A 16,009-nucleotide genomic window follows, 5' to 3' on the forward strand; every position below is an offset into this window, starting at 1 on the left:
CGATGGTACTGCGTGGGAGACTGCGTGGGAGAGTAGGACGCCGCCGGACAATCATTAGCGCGAGGCCGCTCCCTTCAGGGAGCGGCCTCGCTGCATTTCCCGTGTAGACGCGCGTTGGCGCCGTCGACGTCGGGTGCACGCCAGCGCTCAGTCGACGGTGGGTGCGCCTGACGATGCCCGCTCACGGAGCACGGCGCGCAGGCGTGGTGCCGAGCGCCGGATTCCGCAGGCCACCACGGTCGACCGGCCCCACGCGAGCAGTCCGTGCCCGGAACCGGCGTCTTCGAGCACCTCGGGCTCGCCCTCGACGGGCAGGCAGCCGACGACCTTGAGGGAGACGCCCGCGATCTCGCTCCAGAAGTAGTCGTCCACGATCGGGGTGTCGACGGGCTGTCCCAGGACGGTGGCGGCGGCGACGCGACCGTGGGCCACCGCGTTCGCCCAGAAGGGACGGCGCACGACCCCCTCCGGCGTACGGACCGCTGCGACGTCGCCGGCGGCGTAGACGTCGGCGAGGCTCGTGCGGGCGTGGTCGTCGATCACGATCCCGTGGTCGATCTCCACTCCCGAGCCGTGCAACCAGTCCGTCACCGGCTCGTCGCCGACGCAGCTCACGACGACATCGGCCGCCAGCTCTTCGCCGTCGTCCAGCCTGACGGCGTACACGGGGTCGCCCACGAGGGCGGCGCCCGAGCGGCGGAAGTCGATGCCGAGCGTCGTGGCGCGCTCGCAGATGGCGGTGGCCAGGTGATCCCCGAGCAGGCGCTGCAGGGGAGGGTCGACGTCGACGACCGTCACCCGCAGGCCCGCCGTCGCGGCGGCCGTGGCCACCTCAAGGCCGAGGAATCCTGCGCCGACGACCACGGCGGTCGAGGCGTCGGCGAACCGCTCACGGACGCGGCGGGCGTCGTCGACGGTCCTGAGGACGAGCTCACCGGTCTGCCCGGGAGCGGCGATGCGCCGGGCGCGTGAGCCGGTGGCGACGACCAGGGCGTCGAAGCGGTGGGTGCTCCCGTCGTCGGTCGAGACCGTGCGGCCGGCGTGGTCGAGGCTCGTGGCCCTGGACCGCACGAGCTCGACCTCGAGCGAGGAGTGGTCCATGAGCACCGTGCTCTCGGCAGCGGAGTCGGCGAGCACGGCCTTCGACAGCGGTGGCCGGTTCGTGCCCGGCTCGGGGTCGACGAGCGTCAACCGCCCCTCGTACCCCCGGGAACGGAGCTCCCTGAGCACGGTCGCACCGGCGGTGGACCCGCCCACGACCACCACGTCGCTGGGGCTCATGCCAGCCGCAGCGCTGCCACGGGGCAGGAGTCGACCGCGCGTCGTCCGGCGGCCTCCTGCTCGCTCGGCAGGTCCGTCCCGTCGAAGTGGTGGACGAGGTCGCCCTCGTCGTCGAGGTCGAAGACGTCAGGTGCCTGGTCGACGCAGAGCCCGTGGCCCTCGCACCGGTCGTAGTCGGCGACGATCCGCATGGTCACTGGCCCTTCTTGGCGGCCACCAGCCGCAGGGGCAGGTGGTCGAGCTTGTGGATGATGTTGTTGAGGCCCCACGTGGGGGCGTCCGTGATCTCGAGACGGTCGACGCGCCGGACGACCGAGTGCAGGATCGACTGTGTCTCGAGACGAGCCAGGCCCTGGCCCGCGCACCCGTGCGCACCCTGGCCGAAGCCGAGCTGCGGAGTGGCGTTCCTGGTGATGTCGAAGCGGTCGGGCGCGTCCCAGAAGCGGTCGTCGCGGTTGGCCGCGGCGTAGAACACGGCCACCCGCGACCCGGCCTCCACGGTGACTCCACCGATCTCGGCGCCGCGCTCGACGTGTCGCGAGAAGGCCCGCAGCGGCGACTCCAGACGGACGACCTCGTTGACCGTGTTCGGGATCAGGGAGGGGTCCGCCTTGAGCGCTGCCCACTGGTCGGGGTGCTCGGCCAGCAGCATCAGGGCGCTCGCGATCGCACTGATCGTCGTGTCCAACGAGGGCGCGAGGTAGTCGATCATGAGGGCGGGGCACTCACCGCGCTGCACCTCACCGCTCCCGACCTTCTCGAGGAGGTCGGCTCCCATCGAGCCCGGCAGCACCGCTCGACGGCGGACGACCGAGCGTGCGAACCGCATCATCCCGATCGTCGAGGGTGCCGTGCGGACGGTCTGAGTGTTGACGGGACCGAGCGAGTCGAACGTCGCGCCGGCCCACCGGAGCAGGTTCTCGCGCCCCTCGTGGGGCCAGCCGATCAGGTCCGGCACGAACGACGTCGGCAGCGCCTCGGCGATGTCGCCGACACCGTCGACGTGCTCCTTCTCCACGGCAGCCGCCACGACGGCGTCGGCCCGCTGCTCGACCTCGTCTCGCATCGACCGCAGGGACTTCGGGGTCAGACGGGAGGCCAGGAGCCTGCGGCGGCGGTCGTGCTCCTCGCCGTCGCTGTTGAGCGTCGTGCCGCGGCTGAGCCGGTTGGCCACAGGGTTGAGGGCGACGCCACGGCCGGAGACGAACGTCGCGTCGTCCAGCAGCACCTGCTTGCAGTCGTCGTAGCGCGTCACCGCGAGCACGCCCTGCTTGGCGAGCCGCACGACGGGACCCAGGGCCCGCATCCGCTCATAGTGGGGGTACGGATCGAGGATCGCGTCGCGGGCGTACACGTCCGCGCGGTAGGTCGGGACGGTCGTGGTCATGCGGACACCTCGGTCCTCGCGGGGGTGATGAGCGATGCAGCCAGGGCGACGAGCGCCGACACGTCGTGGCCGGACGCCATGGTGGTGCGGTCGGGGCGCACCAGCGCAGCTGTCGCGCGGCCCGCGTGCAACCACGCGGAGAGCTCGGGGCGACCGGTCGTCCCGACCACGGTGCAGCCTCGGGCCTCGAGCTCGTGCCGGTCGGTGGGGGAGGGCGCCGCGGAGGTCAGGAGTGCCCAGCCGGGACCGATCAGGTCGTCGACCACGCGGCGGCCCTGCGCGGTGTTCGGGCAGAGCTGCCCGGCCAGGCGGTCCCCGCTGCGCGCCGAGACGAACGAGGACCGTGCCAGGGGCGGCGTGGCGCTGTCGATGAAGCGTCGACGCACGATCGGCGTGCGGTTCATTACCGGCACGGCGCCGGCGCGCAGCGCGTCGCCCGCACGACCACCGCGCGTCATGATCGTGCCCAGGAGGCGTGCCGTGTCGATCATCGACCGGGCGTGACGGGACCGCTCGGGCTCATAGGTGTCGAGCACGTCGGCCGGCAGGGAACCCTCGAGGAACCCGGCGACCTTCCACCCGAGGTTGCTCGCGTCCCGGATGCCCGCCCCCATGCCCTGGCCGATGAACGGCGGGGTCAGGTGGGCGGCGTCGCCGAGCAGGAAGATGCGCCCTGACCGCCACCGGTCGGCGACAGCGGCACGGAACGTGTACTCGGCGGACCGGATGACCTCGAGGGCCGCCAGGTCGGTGCCGGCGGTCCAGGGTGCGACGAGCGGGGCGATCGACGCGAGCGAGGCGAAGTCCGCCGCGGTCTCGTGGTCGAGCAGCTGGAACTCCCAGCGGTACCGCTCCGGCCCGATGCGCATGTACGTGGCCGCCCGGGTGCTGTCGCACACCTGGTGCACGCCCTCCCACTGCCGCAGGTCCTCGCCGGTCCGGATGTCGACGACGAGCCACCGCTGCTCGAACCCGAGGTCGGTCATGGTCGAGCCGATCGACCGGCGCACGAGGCTGTTGGCGCCGTCGCAGCCCAGCAGGACCTCGGCGTCGAGGAGCTGCTCCTCCCCGGTGGTGATCGCGCGCGCACGCACGCGGACCCGGCCGGGGGAGGGCTGCTCGACGGTGGTCACCTCGTGCCCCCCGAGGAGCGTGACCTCGGGCGTCTCGGCCAACCGGGCGCGCAGCAGGCCCTCGAGGTCGGGCTGGTCGAACATGCTGGCGCGGGTGAAGCCCGAGGTCGGCGAGACCCCTTCGCGGGGGAACTCGCCCAGCACCCGCAGTGCAGCGTCGACCAGGCGCAGCCCTCCGCCCGGGCGCGAGATCGCGGCGAAGCGCTCGGCGACGCCGAGCCGGTCGAGGATGCGCAGCACCTCGTCGTCGAGGTGGACGGCTCGCGGTTGCGGGTACACCCCTTCCCAGCGGTCGATCACGACGCTCGGGGTGCCGTGCCGGGCGAGCTCGAGCGCGGCGCACGCGCCCGTGGGTCCCGCCCCGACGATGATGACCGGGATCGGAGCCTTCGCCGCGGCGGTCACGGCGCTCACGCCGTCCATCGCACCCGGGTCCGCTGGGACCCGAGGTCGATCGCGCCGTCGTCGGTCGCGATCGAGACCTCCACGAGGTCGCCGTCCTGCAGGTATCGCGGGTTCTTGGCCTGCTTGGCGAAGAAGATGCGCCACTTGGTCGCCGGCGGCAGCAGGGAGCCGATGACCTCGATCGGCTTGGGCGGCGCGCTCAGGGCCGTGCCCACCGGGGTGCCGGTGAGCAGCAGGTCGCCGGGGGCGAGCTGCTGGAACCGCGCAAGCGCCCGGAACGCAGCGAGCGGACCGTAGATCATGTCGGAGGCCGGCTGGTCCTGGCGGAGCTCCCCGTTGACCCAGAGGCGCAGCCGCAGCTCGGTGAACCGGGCCAGCTCACCGTCCTCGAGGATCAGCAGGACGGGCCCCGTCGGTGTGAACGTGGGATAGGACTTGGACTCGTAGAACTGGGTCTTGGGCAGCTGCTGGTCGCGCGCCGACACGTCGTTGGTGACGACGAGTGCCGCGACCATGCCCGGGAGGTCGGACTCCGCGACCTCGGTGCCGACCGGGACCTCGCGCCCGAGGACGAGGCCGATCTCCACCTCGTAGTCGAGCAGGGCGACGTGGGCCGGACGCACGATGTCGTCGGTGGGGCCGCTGATCGACCCGGAGGCCTTGCGGAAGAACGCCAGCGGGACCGAGCCCGGGTCCATGCCCGCGTCCTTGGCGTGGCTCGCGTAGTTCGCCATCTGGGCCACGACGCGGCACGGGGCCGTGACGGGCGAGACGAGGGCGAGGTCGGTGACCGGGACGGGATCGCCGGCGTCGCGGGCCGCGATGACTGCGTCGCGGTCGGCGAGCAGCTCGGCGGTCGTGGTGGCGTCGGTCGCGATGCGGACGGCGCCGTCGGGACGCTGCAGCCACCAGGCGTCGACGGTGCGCAGGACGGGGAGGGTCATGAGCGGGCAACTTTCATCAGGCCGAGCAGGCGGGTCAGGTCGAACTCGTTGTCGGTACGCAGGGCGGTGGTCATCGAGAGCGCCTCGAGCAGGGACTCCCGGCCGGGGGCGATGCCGAGGAAGTCGGCGGTCGCGGGCGGGCCCCACTGGGCGAGGCCGCTGGCGGTCATCTCGGCCCACCCGGGCTCGAGCGAGGCGTCGAACAAGTCGCCGTCGCTGAAGTGCTCGACGAGGAAGCCGTCCGGGTCGCGCCAGTAGTCGAAGATCTGGCTGCCCTGGATGTGACGGCCGATGCCCCAGGAGTGGTGGTAGCCGAGGTCCTTCAGGTGCTCGCCGCCGGCGGCGAGCGCGTCGAGGTCGGCGACCTGGTATGCCGAGTGCACGTAGCGGTTGCGGGGCCCGAGCGTCATCGCCAGCGTGTGGTGGTCGGCGAGGGTGTCGCCGCGGTCGCAGCGGATGAAGCTCATCGTCGGCCCGCGGTGGCGCTGGCCCGGGAAGTACAGGAAGTCCGAGACGATCAGGCCCAGGTGGTCGAGGTACCAGTCCAGCGACGCCAGGTACCGCGTGGTCTGCAGCACGACGTGGCCGAGGCGCTCCACGACCGCAGGCGCACGCGGTGGGCGTTGGGTCCGGTTCGCGCGGTCCGTCGTGGCGCCGAAGTTGAACGTGTGGACCGGCTGGGTCTCCAGGGCGGGGTGCTCGATGGTGTCGGCCACCACGCGCACCAGAGCACCGGCCGGCTCACGGACGTCGACGCTGAGACCGCCCAGGTGCTCGGGGAGGCGGCGGGCCTTCGTGCCGGTGGCCTCGGCAAGGCGGAGCAGGTCCGTCGTGGCCGCGGCGCGGAAGGCCGGACCCACGAACCGCGAGCCCTCGCCCTTGCGGATGATGACGCAGGGGCTGCCGGGCAGCGCGCCTCGCAGGTTCAGCTCGTGGGCCGAGCGGTGCGTCACGGAGAACCCGAAGGCCCGCGCGAATACCTCGGCCGCCGCCAGGTCGGGCTTCTCGAACTCCAGCCACGCGATGTCGTGCACCTTGATGACGGGCTGCGCCGACCGGTGGCGGTGCTCACCCGGCCGCGGGCCCTGCTCGCTGTGCAGGTCGCGGTGGCTGAGGTCGTGGTGGCTCATTGAGGATTCCTCCGGAACTGAAGATTTCTTCAGCGTAGGGATCGAAGGGTCCGTGGTCAAGCAATGGCGCGGGCTAGGATCGTCGTCATGTCCGGTGTCCCTGCGAGCACGTCACGCTTCGACAAGCGCCGTGCCCGCACGCGCGCCGCCCTGATCGAGGCCGCGCAGGGCCTGCTGGTGGAGGGCCGGCTCGGGGTCCCGATCCAGGAGGTCACCGAGCGCGCCGACGTGGGCATCGGGACCTTCTACAACCACTTCGCCTCGAAGGACGAGCTGTTCGCCGCCGCGATCGAGTCCGCCCTGTCGCAGTGGGCGGAGTCCCTGGACGCCGTCGACGACGGCACGACCGATCCGGCCGCCCTCTTCGCGCGCAGCTTTCGGCTCACGGGTCGCCTGCACCGGCTCGAGCCGCAGATCAGTCGCGTGCTCCTGAGCCAGGGCCACGCGCTCTCCCAGTCGCCGGACGGCATGGGGCCGCGCGCCCGCCGCGACATCCGTGCGGCGCAGGAGGCCGGACGCTTCCTCGACATGGACCTGGACCGCGCGATGGTGGTGGTCACCGGCGCCATGATCGAGCTGGGTCACCTCCTGCACGAGCGCCCAGGGCTCGACGAGGCCGAGACGGTCGACGGTGTCACGTCCGACGTCCTCGTGGCCCTCGGGCTGGAACGGGTCGAGGCCGAGCGCCTGTGCGCGGAGCCCCTGCCCTCGATCGACCCGACGGCCGGGCTGGGCTGACCGGTCAGGACCAGAGCCTGAGTCCGGCGAGCGACGGCGGCGCCGTAGGCCCCGTGGGATTCGCCCCCGCCTGCCTGTCGGGAACAGTGTTTGTGGGTGCGACAGGACCTGGCGGTCTGCCGAGGTATCCATTGGTATTGGTGGGCTTCTTATGGGGCTCGAACCCACAACCGGCAGTTCAGGCAGCCGCTCGCCAAGACGTCTGTGAACCTGGGCGGGCATCTAGTTCTTGGCAGCTTGGCTGCTGGCGCGGCCGTGATCGTTTCCCGATAAGTTCTGCCTAACGACTTAGGGAGTCACCAGTAGACCGGTTCTGAATCGCCGCGATGTGGTACGAGCAACTCGCTCGGCTCGATGCCCGGTACCGAAGAGACCTTCCAGTCCAGAGTCACTGGGACAATCTCCGAGGGTGGGACGTTCTACGGGGTATCCCGCGGCGATCAGGCGAGAGCCAACCTGTCGTGCTGCTGCTGGCCGCCGGTCGCGTGAATCGTTGCACGCGGGCGGCCTGATCGAACACTCGCTCGACTACGATTTGCTGCGTGACTCTAGCGGCTGGAGGGCCGGATGAATGTCGTTGCTCTACCGGCGGTGAAGTTCGAAAACATTCGTGAGCACGCCGGATCGCAGCATAGGGCGTGGGAGGAGTTGGCGTTCATCTTGACGCCGACGCTTGATGGGCTGCCTACCAACTGCCGCATCATTCGACGAGGGACTCCCGATGGCGGCGTGGAGTTCCATAGCGAAGCCCCGGATGGTCAAGGCACATGGGCGTGGCAGGCCAAGTATCTGTTCGACTTGTCGGCGAGCACGTACACGCAGATGACCAAAAGTGTTAAGGACGCTCTTGCCAACGTGCCTTCTCTGTCCCGGTATGCGTTCATTCTTCCGGTCGACCGACCTGCCGGGGCTCATGGCGTGAGCGCGATGAAGAGGTGGAACGAGAAGGTTGACGAGTGGACCGATTACGCGAAGAAGCGCGGGGTCATAGTCGAGTTCGAGTTCTACGGGCATTCGGACGTCCTCAAGGCGTTACTGAAGCCGGAGCACGCCGGGGCCCATCGGTACTTCTTCGACTCCGACTTTCTCTCTCCAGAGGCGTTCACCGGACAGGTGGAGCGGGCTGCGACGAATCTGGGTGACAGGTACCTGCCACGAACGAACGTGGCGACCGATTTCCCTGAGGTCATCGACGCGCTGTGTCTGACGCCGGTGTTCAAGGACCGGGTTCGCGACGCAGCCGCGAAGTCGGAGCGTGCCTTGGATCGCCTTGTTCGAGCATTGAAGAAGGAGACGAACGTCGCGGTCCCCGAGACCGAGGGGGCTTCAACGCATTTCGCACGGGTGCGATCGCGCTGCAAGGAACTGTTGGGCGTTGATAGCGGTGATGGTCTTCCGGACCTGAGGCAGGCCGCCTTTCAGGCCGAGGACGCGGTCCGCGGTGACTGGCAGACGTTCGAGAAGGTGGGAATGAGTTCGGATGGGCGGAAGGCGTATAACCCGCGCGACTCGTTGAGTGAGGCGTTACGCGCACTGCAGGTTCTCGGCGCTCTGTTGAATGACAGCGCGTTGAAGCTGTCCGGGCATTCGCCGCTGCTGGTGGTGGGAGCGGCGGGTGTCGGAAAGAGCCACAGCCTGGCCGACATAGCGATGGCGCGGACGAAAGCCGGCGCGCCAACCTGCTTGGTGCTGGGCAACCTACTGTCGACGAACACGTCACTCAGTGACGAGTTGGCGCGCTTCATCGAACTCGGCCCGTGGCGGGATCTCATCGACGGGCTCCAGGTCGCGGCCCAGCTCTCGGGCAAGGGCAGGGCGCTCATCGTGGTCGACGCCATCAACGAAGGACCGGGTGGCCAGCTGTGGAAGGACCGACTTCCTGGCCTGCTCAAGGAGCTCGAGAGAGCGCCGGGAGTCGCACTCGCTCTGTCTATTCGGGACAGCTACGAGCGGACAGTTGTGTCCGAAGCTGCCGGCGCGGAGATGGAACGGGTGGTGCATCGTGGCCTTGTAGGGCGCGAAAGCGAAGCCATCCACGTGTACGCCGAGGACTCCGGACTGTCGGCTCCGCAGGTGCCGCCTCTCAACCCTGAGTTCAGCAACCCATTGCTCCTCAGGTCGATGTGTCGCGCCGCGAAAGCGCGGGGTTTGACTTCGGTCCCGGACACGTCGATGGGCGAGGACTGGATTTTCGATGGCCTGCTCGCGGCGATCAATCAGAAGGTGTCGAGCAGCGACCAGCTGGACCTCGATGAGGATGAACAACTGGTGCAGAAGTATGTGCGGGCCGTTGCTGGGGCCATGGTTGACGCCAACGCGGAGACACTGCCCCGACGAATCGCGGCGGAAATTGGTAGCGGCATCTTCGATGATGGCGGACGCCAGAGCCGTCGACTCGTCAGTGTGCTCGAACGCGAGGGAGTCCTTCTGCGCGAACCGAGTCGCGAGTCCGATGGCGACGTCACTCGATTCACCTATCAGCGGATGTCCGACCACTATCGGGCCCGGGTTCTGCTTGAGCGATGCGATGAGGCAGCGGATCTGCGCGCTGGTCTCATCACCTATCACGCTGCTCGTGGGTGGATGGACGGCGGCATGCTCGAAGCGTTGTCCTCGATGGTGCCTGTCCGGTTCGACTTCGAGCTAGTGGACCTTGTCGTCGACGACGCGTGGGTCGAACGGGCAAAGTACACGTTGGGGCGGGCGTTGCTGGACAGTGTGGCGTGGCGTCCGCCGAGTTCAATTTCTGAACGGACCGCCGGGCTGGTTAGCGACCTCATTGACGACGAGGTCATCGAGTACAGCGAGTGGCTGTCAACCCTGTTGGGTGTTGCTTGCGTTCCCGGGCACCCGCTTGGTGCGGACTTCATTCACAAGCGTCTCATCGGGATGTCGATGCTGGAGAGTGACGAGGCATGGACGATCTGGGTCCAAGACGTGTGGCTCGAGTGGGACAACCCAGTCGCGCGGATGCTGGATTGGCTGTCCAGCAACGATGCCGCTCTTTCGTCACACGCGAGGCAAGACTCGATGCTCTTGGTGGCGTGGTTTCTGTCGAGCACCAGTCGCCGACTCCGCGACAGCGCCACGAAGGTGCTTGTGACGCTCACCGACCGACGGGCCGATGGCCTGCTGCACGTGTTGCGACGGATGAGAACGGTCAACGACCCATACATCAGAGAGCGGTTGGCCGCTGTAGCCCTAGGATTCGCTTGCCGCCTCCCCAATGTCATTGACGACCCAGAACAACGGCAGGTAGTCGAGGGTGTGCACGCCGCGGCACTGGAGATGGCATCGCACGGCCCGGTCGCGAGCGTTCTTCTCACCCACTACATGCGAGAGTTGTCACGCGAAGTTTCAGTCCGACTCCCGGGCGTCGAAGTCGGTTCCTACGACGAGCCGACTGCGACTTGGCCACCCGAACCGCCGTCGCGAACCGAACTCGCGGCGCGACTCGGGAGCGACTCCGACCGCCAGTTCTTGAGGAACTCGCCCATCGGCTACGACTTTCGCCGGTACACACTTGAGCGCGTTGTCGAGAACTTCGCCCTGCCGAATCACGACGAACTTCAACGCGTTGCCCGCCAGGCGGTCGAGCAGGAGCGCGTCGCCGCTCTGCGGCGCATCGCCGAAGCCGAAGAAGTCACGGTCCAGGAAGTGGAGAACTTCCTGTACTCGCCGGACCACAACCGGTCCTTCGACGACGTGTTCGGAAGCGTCGAAACACTACTGGAGTCGTACGGCGGTGGTGGCACGTCTGATACTAGCGGCGCCAAACAGGAGCGCACCCATACTGAGGGAGAACGGATCCGCAACGAGCATCCGGACGATACTCGCCGCATCACCAACGCCGACGGTGACCTGCGGTCCCCAAAGAACATCGGCCCGACCATTGACATGGTTGAACGGTGGCTGGTCGACCGCGTGCTGAACCTCGGGTGGTCGTCCGACAGCGGCGAGGAGAAGTACAATTATCTGAGGAACGGTCAACTTGGCGGCGCCGAGGACAAGGTTGAACGGCGGGGCAAGAAGTACTTGTGGATCGCCCTGAGAGAACTCCAGGCGATCCTTGTTCAGCACTGCAGAGTGGCCGACTGGTCGCTGGATACCCCAGTGGCATTCGAGTCGGCGTGGCAGCTTCGTGAAGGCGTGGACATCGATCCGACCGTTGCGCTGCGGGGAGACCGTCCGCCGACAGACTCCTCCAGCGCACGTCTTCGACGCCGACAGCGAGACAGCGAACTTGCCGAAGCGTGGTGGCTACATGGCTTCGCGTCGCCGTTGGATGCTGGGGCAACCAACGACGATGCGTGGCTCCAGGACGACGCGGATCTTCCGCTACTTGGCAGGATTCTCTCGGTCACAGATCCCGTTGGAGACAAGTGGGTTGTCCTGGAGTCTCACGTGACCTGGAAGGCGGACACCGATGACGCGGTGGAGAGCTTCCGGCAGGACCGTCGCGAGATGTGGCTGAGGTCCCAGTCCTATCTGACGCCAACTAAGTCGATCGTCGACTTGCGTGCGTGGTCGAAAGGTAAGGACTGGATGGGCTTGTGGATGCACACGCCTCCGGACCATGGGCAGGGGTTCTTTAGGCAGTACCCCGACGCGCAACCGTGGGCTGGGTGGTTTCGAGAGAGCTTGGAGGAGCACACCGCTGGGTGGGACGGCGAGTCGGCGCCCACGGATTCGGACAGGTTCCGAGTGGAAGACGGCTGGTATCAGCCGTCAGTTCGTGAGTTTCCGCAGTATCCGCAGGCACTGGCGACGTTCGCTCGTAGTGGAATATTCGAGAGCGACATGTCGGCGAAAGACTCGCCGTCGAGCATCCTTCCGTCTCCGACGTTGCTCGATGTGCTTGGCGCATGGCACACGTCGGCGGACCGCATGAACGTGGAGCCGACGCTGGGGCTCGGTGGTGTTGAGCGCGAGTACAGCTGGAGCACGTCTGATGGCATTGTCATGTTTTCGACGGGGGGCTCCGACTGGGATAATCCGTCAGCTCTACTCGTTCGTGCTTCCGCGCTGTATGACGCCTTGAAGAGTCGGGGGCTGTCGTGGTGGTCGTGGGCCCTCGGCGAGAAGATCACGTGGCGTCGTGGCGAGCCGACGGCCAACCGTCTTAATGTCTTCGGCGCCGCGGGCCTGTCCGAGACTGGTATCGAGACGTGGTCTTTGGACTCGCGTTATCGAGCCGGTCCGGACTAGCCGATGACGTCTGACGGTCCGCCTGGCCTTGGGCGGTGATCCCACTCGCGGCGTTGTACTACTCCGGCAATCCTTGCCTTCGTCGGGTGCGCGAACTCGCTCAGTCCCTGGACCAACCTCCCGATCGCCATGACCAAGGACGCGATCGGCCGAGAAGCGTCATTGACTTCCCAGTTGGCGCTGGCCGAGGCATCTGCCGATGTCGTTCAGATGAGGAAACTACTTCGGCAGGGTTGCTCAGCCTGCTTCCCGCGCTCTCGATCATGTCGGGTGTCACAACAGTGGAGGACGAGCCGCTACTGGGATCGCCGCGGGAGCAGGGCAATTTTGCCACCATGGTGCGCGTCTTTCCATGGCTCATCGTCGTCTGTGAAGCTGCGATCATCGCGGGGGCCATAGTCGACCTTGGCGTCCGAGCAGCGGCAATGTGGCGACATGCCATGAGCTTGTTCGGGCGTCGCGGATAGCCGCGGTTCGGCGGCCGTCGGGTCTTTGCCTGGGTGCGAACGCGGGGGGTTGTCGAATCGGCGATCGCTGCAGCCGACAGTTCGTGCAGATCGACACGTTCGCGCCGGGGTCGCAATTTGTCGCCATCGTTTGGAGGACATCTCGCGGCGCCAGAAAGGCTTGCAGGCAACTGCATCGGTGGCGTGCGCGTCTGCAGGCGCCGGACTTGCCCATATCAGTGGGCCCCGTGGGACTCGAACCCACAACCCGCGGATTAAAAGTCCGCTGCTCTGCCAGTTGAGCTAGAGGCCCTGGCGAGGCCAGTCTGCCAGCGTTCGCAGGGCGCGGCCGCCAGGCCGTCGTCATCGGCGCGAACTGCTGCCGAGAGGCGGCCGGGCGGGTTACCCTGGGCGCACCGCCTCCCCCCGGGCGGTGGACATCCCCCTTGCATCATCGGAGCACCCCATGCTCGAGCCCCTCGACGATCGTCTTCGCGACGACGACGTGCTCGACGAGATCGAGCTCACGAGCCGGTTGATCATCGCCGCGTCGAACCGCGAGACCCCCATGACGCAGGCCGAGGTCGACGCGTTCCTCGGCCTCGACATCCGCTGAACGGACCCTCGAGGTCCGGCCGATTGACACTTGGTGAACGTCAGCACCTACAGTTGTCTCGGCCTGAACCGAATCGACAGGAGCTTGGCGTGCGATTTCGCATCCGTCCGGTGGAGACGTCCTTCTACGACCTCTTCGCAGAAGCCGCATCCCACCTCGTGCACGGTGCCAACCTCCTGGCACAAGTCCTCGACCCCGACGTCGACCGCGTCGCCCTCGGCGAGCAGATGCGCGACGCCGAGCACCAGGCCGACGAGACGACCCACAAGATCGTCAAGCGGGTCAACTCGACGTTCGTGACGCCGTTCGACCGCGAGGACATCTACCGCCTCGCCAGCAGCCTCGACGACGTCATGGACTTCATGGAGGAGACGGTCGACCTGATCGGCCTCTACGAGATCGGCGAGCTGCCCAGCCAGTTCGCCGCCCAGGTCGAGGTCCTGCAGCGCGCCTGCCAGCTGACCGCCGAGGCCATGCCCCGACTGCGCACCATGAAGGACCTCGAGGAGTACTGGATCGAGATCAACCGGCTCGAGAACCAGGGCGACCGGTCCTACCGGCGCATCCTCGCCGACCTGTTCAGCGGCAGCTACAAGTCGCTGGAGGTCCTGAAGCTCAAGGACGTCGTCGACTCCCTCGAGCACGCGATCGACGCCCTGGAGTCCGTGGCCAACACGGTGGAGCAGATCGCCGTCAAGGAGTCCTGAGCCATGGACCTCGTCCTGACGATGGTGATCGCCGTCGTCGTGATCGCGCTCGTCTTCGACTACACGAACGGGTTCCACGACGCGGCCAACGCGATCGCGACCTCGATCTCGACGCGTGCCCTCACGCCGCGCATCGCCCTGGCGATGGCGGCGGTCCTCAACTTCGTGGGAGCCCTGCTCGGTGTGGGGGTCGCCCAGACCATCCAGGGCATCATCGACATCGACTCACGGGTGTCGTCCGGCGTCGACATGGATCGCGCCCACGGCCTGACGATCGTGCTGGCGGCGCTGATCGGCGCGATCACCTGGAACCTCATCACCTGGTACTTCGGCATCCCCTCGTCGTCGTCGCACGCCCTCATCGGCGGCATCGTCGGCGCCGGCGCTGCCTCGGCCACGGCAGTCGACTGGGCGACCCTCGTCGAGAAGGTCGCCATCCCGATGGTGCTCTCGCCGCTGCTGGGCTTCGCGGGTGCCTTCGCCCTGATGACGGCCATCATGTGGATATTCCGCAAGGCCAACCCAGGGAAGGTCGCCCGCGGCTTCCGCCACGCGCAGACCGTCTCGGCGGCCGGCATGTCGCTCGGCCACGGCCTGCAGGACGCGCAGAAGACGATGGGCGTCATCGTCCTCGCGCTCGTCGCCGGTGGGTTCGAGGACGGCTCCGACGTCCCGCTCTGGGTCATCATCGCCGCCGCCTCCGCCATCGCGGCCGGCACCTACTCGGGCGGGTGGCGCATCATGCGCACCCTCGGGCGTCGCATCATCGACCTCGACCCGCCCCGCGGCTTCGCGGCCGAGGGCGTGGCCGCCACGGTGCTCTACGTGATGGCGATCGGCCTGCACGCCCCCGTCTCGACCACGCACACGATCACGTCGGCCATCATGGGCTCGGGCGCCACCAAGCGCTTCAGCGCGGTGCGCTGGGGCGTGGCGAAGGGCATCGTCACCGCCTGGATCGTCACCATCCCCGCGGCTGCCGCGGTCGCGGCGGGGTTCTACGGCGTCGCCCAGTTCTTCCTGCCCTGACCCGGCCGGGGCTGCGCCCCGTCGGGGTTTCCCAGGTCGACCTGGGAAACCCAGGGACGCACGGGTTGCTTCCCGTGCAGCCGTGGGAGAACCGTGCAGGCCGGGGGATTCCCAGGTCGACCTGGGAATCGGCGAGACGGGGCGGAACGCAGCGACGCCCGCCCCGGAGAGGGACGGGCGTCGAGGACGCGTTGCTCGTTCGGCTCAGCCGAACCGGCCCTGGATGTAGGCCTCGGTGGCCGACTCCTCGGGGTTGGAGAAGATCTTCTCCGTGCGGCCGAACTCGACGAGCTTGCCCGGCTTGCCCACGCCCGCCAGGTTGAAGAACGCGGTGTCGTCGGAGACACGCGCCGCCTGCTGCATGTTGTGGGTGACGATGACGATCGTGTACTTCTCCTTGAGCTCGTGGATCAGGTCCTCGATGACGCTCGTGGAGATCGGGTCGAGGGCCGAGCACGGCTCGTCCATGAGCAGCACCTCGGGCTCCACCGAGATGGCGCGCGCGATGCACAGGCGCTGCTGCTGACCACCCGACAGCCCGGAGCCCGGGCGGGCGAGGCGGTCCTTGACCTCGGCCCACAGACCGGCGCTGCGCAGCGAGCGCTCGACGATGTCGTCGGACTCGGACTTCTTCATCCGCTTGCTGTTGAGCTTCTGGCCCGCCAGCACGTTGTCGTAAATCGACATCGTCGGGAACGGGTTGGGGCGCTGGAAGACCATGCCCACCATGCGGCGCACGTTCACCGGGTCCATCTCGTCGGCGTAGAGGTCCTCGCCGTCGATGAGCACCTTGCCCTGCACGTAGGCACCCGGGATGACCTCGTGCATGCGGTTCAGCGACCGCAGGAAGGTCGACTTGCCGCAGCCCGAGGGGCCGATGAACGCGGTCACCGCGCGTGCGGGGATCGCGATGTTGACGCCCTCCACGGCGAGGAAGTCGCCGTAGTAGATGTTCAGGTCGGAGACGTCGATGCTCTTGGCCATC

General features: G+C 67.9%; 12 protein-coding genes and 1 tRNA gene. 5 read left to right on the plus strand and 8 right to left on the minus strand.

Annotated features, from left to right (window positions below):
- Positions 1-147 precede the first annotated feature (147 nt).
- From ASF37_RS14785 to ASF37_RS14810, 6 genes are read right to left on the minus strand one after another with little or no spacing between them, the layout of a single operon-like run.
- Positions 148-1,281, minus strand: coding sequence for an NAD(P)/FAD-dependent oxidoreductase (locus tag ASF37_RS14785; RefSeq protein ID WP_056581407.1), 1,134 nt, complete (start codon positions 1,279-1,281; stop codon positions 148-150).
- Positions 1,278-1,472 (minus strand): ferredoxin, encoded by a 195-nt coding sequence (locus ASF37_RS14790; protein WP_056581409.1) that lies wholly within the window; start codon positions 1,470-1,472, stop codon positions 1,278-1,280. Before ASF37_RS14790 ends, ASF37_RS14785 begins: the two co-directional genes overlap by 4 nt.
- Before the next feature lie 2 nt (positions 1,473-1,474).
- Positions 1,475-2,668 carry a cytochrome P450 gene (locus tag ASF37_RS14795; RefSeq protein ID WP_056581412.1) on the minus strand — a complete coding sequence of 398 codons (1,194 nt, stop codon included), beginning with the start codon at positions 2,666-2,668 and terminating at the stop codon, positions 1,475-1,477.
- Positions 2,665-4,215 (minus strand): bifunctional 3-(3-hydroxy-phenyl)propionate/3-hydroxycinnamic acid hydroxylase, encoded by a 1,551-nt coding sequence (locus ASF37_RS14800; protein ID WP_235500012.1) that lies wholly within the window; start codon positions 4,213-4,215, stop codon positions 2,665-2,667. Before ASF37_RS14800 ends, ASF37_RS14795 begins: the two co-directional genes overlap by 4 nt.
- Complete coding sequence (locus ASF37_RS14805) at positions 4,212-5,150, minus strand: fumarylacetoacetate hydrolase family protein (RefSeq protein ID WP_056581415.1); 939 nt, start codon at positions 5,148-5,150, stop codon at positions 4,212-4,214. Before ASF37_RS14805 ends, ASF37_RS14800 begins: the two co-directional genes overlap by 4 nt.
- Positions 5,147-6,280, minus strand: coding sequence for a VOC family protein (locus tag ASF37_RS14810; protein ID WP_056581418.1), 1,134 nt, complete (start codon positions 6,278-6,280; stop codon positions 5,147-5,149). The genes ASF37_RS14805 and ASF37_RS14810 overlap by 4 nt, the downstream gene beginning before the upstream one ends.
- 87 nt (positions 6,281-6,367) lie before the next feature.
- Between ASF37_RS14810 and ASF37_RS14815 the strand changes: the two genes are divergently transcribed.
- Both ASF37_RS14815 and ASF37_RS14820 read left to right on the plus strand, forming a co-directional pair.
- Positions 6,368-7,018: a TetR/AcrR family transcriptional regulator gene (locus tag ASF37_RS14815; protein WP_056581420.1), complete on the plus strand. Its 651-nt coding sequence runs from the start codon at positions 6,368-6,370 to the stop codon at positions 7,016-7,018.
- Between the two features lie 591 nt (positions 7,019-7,609).
- Positions 7,610-12,226 (plus strand): hypothetical protein, encoded by a 4,617-nt coding sequence (locus tag ASF37_RS14820; RefSeq protein ID WP_156368218.1) that lies wholly within the window; start codon positions 7,610-7,612, stop codon positions 12,224-12,226.
- Between the two features lie 686 nt (positions 12,227-12,912).
- On the opposite strand, the gene ASF37_RS14825 is transcribed toward ASF37_RS14820, so the two are convergent.
- Positions 12,913-12,985: transfer RNA gene (locus tag ASF37_RS14825), tRNA-Lys, on the minus strand.
- Positions 12,986-13,138: 153 nt separating this feature from the next.
- Here ASF37_RS14825 and ASF37_RS17260 point away from each other — a divergent pair.
- The 3 genes from ASF37_RS17260 to ASF37_RS14835 all read left to right on the plus strand — a co-directional run bounded on the left by ASF37_RS17260 (position 13,139) and on the right by ASF37_RS14835 (position 15,024).
- Positions 13,139-13,288 (plus strand): hypothetical protein, encoded by a 150-nt coding sequence (locus ASF37_RS17260; protein ID WP_156364687.1) that lies wholly within the window; start codon positions 13,139-13,141, stop codon positions 13,286-13,288.
- A gap of 89 nt (positions 13,289-13,377) precedes the next feature.
- Entirely contained in the window at positions 13,378-13,995 is a 618-nt protein-coding gene (locus ASF37_RS14830) for a DUF47 domain-containing protein (protein ID WP_055970137.1), read from the plus strand.
- A 3-nt stretch (positions 13,996-13,998) separates the two neighbouring features.
- On the plus strand, positions 13,999-15,024 hold the full coding sequence (locus ASF37_RS14835; RefSeq protein WP_055970125.1) for an inorganic phosphate transporter: 1,026 nt from the start codon (positions 13,999-14,001) through the stop codon (positions 15,022-15,024).
- Positions 15,025-15,228: 204 nt separating this feature from the next.
- Here the strand turns inward: ASF37_RS14835 and pstB are convergent, their stop codons facing one another.
- Complete coding sequence (gene pstB / locus ASF37_RS14840) at positions 15,229-16,008, minus strand: phosphate ABC transporter ATP-binding protein PstB (RefSeq protein WP_055970123.1); 780 nt, start codon at positions 16,006-16,008, stop codon at positions 15,229-15,231.
- Position 16,009 lies beyond the last annotated feature (1 nt).

Origin of the sequence: Aeromicrobium sp. Leaf289 (genome assembly GCF_001423335.1) — a bacterium.
Classification (GTDB): Bacteria; Actinomycetota; Actinomycetes; order Propionibacteriales; family Nocardioidaceae; genus Aeromicrobium.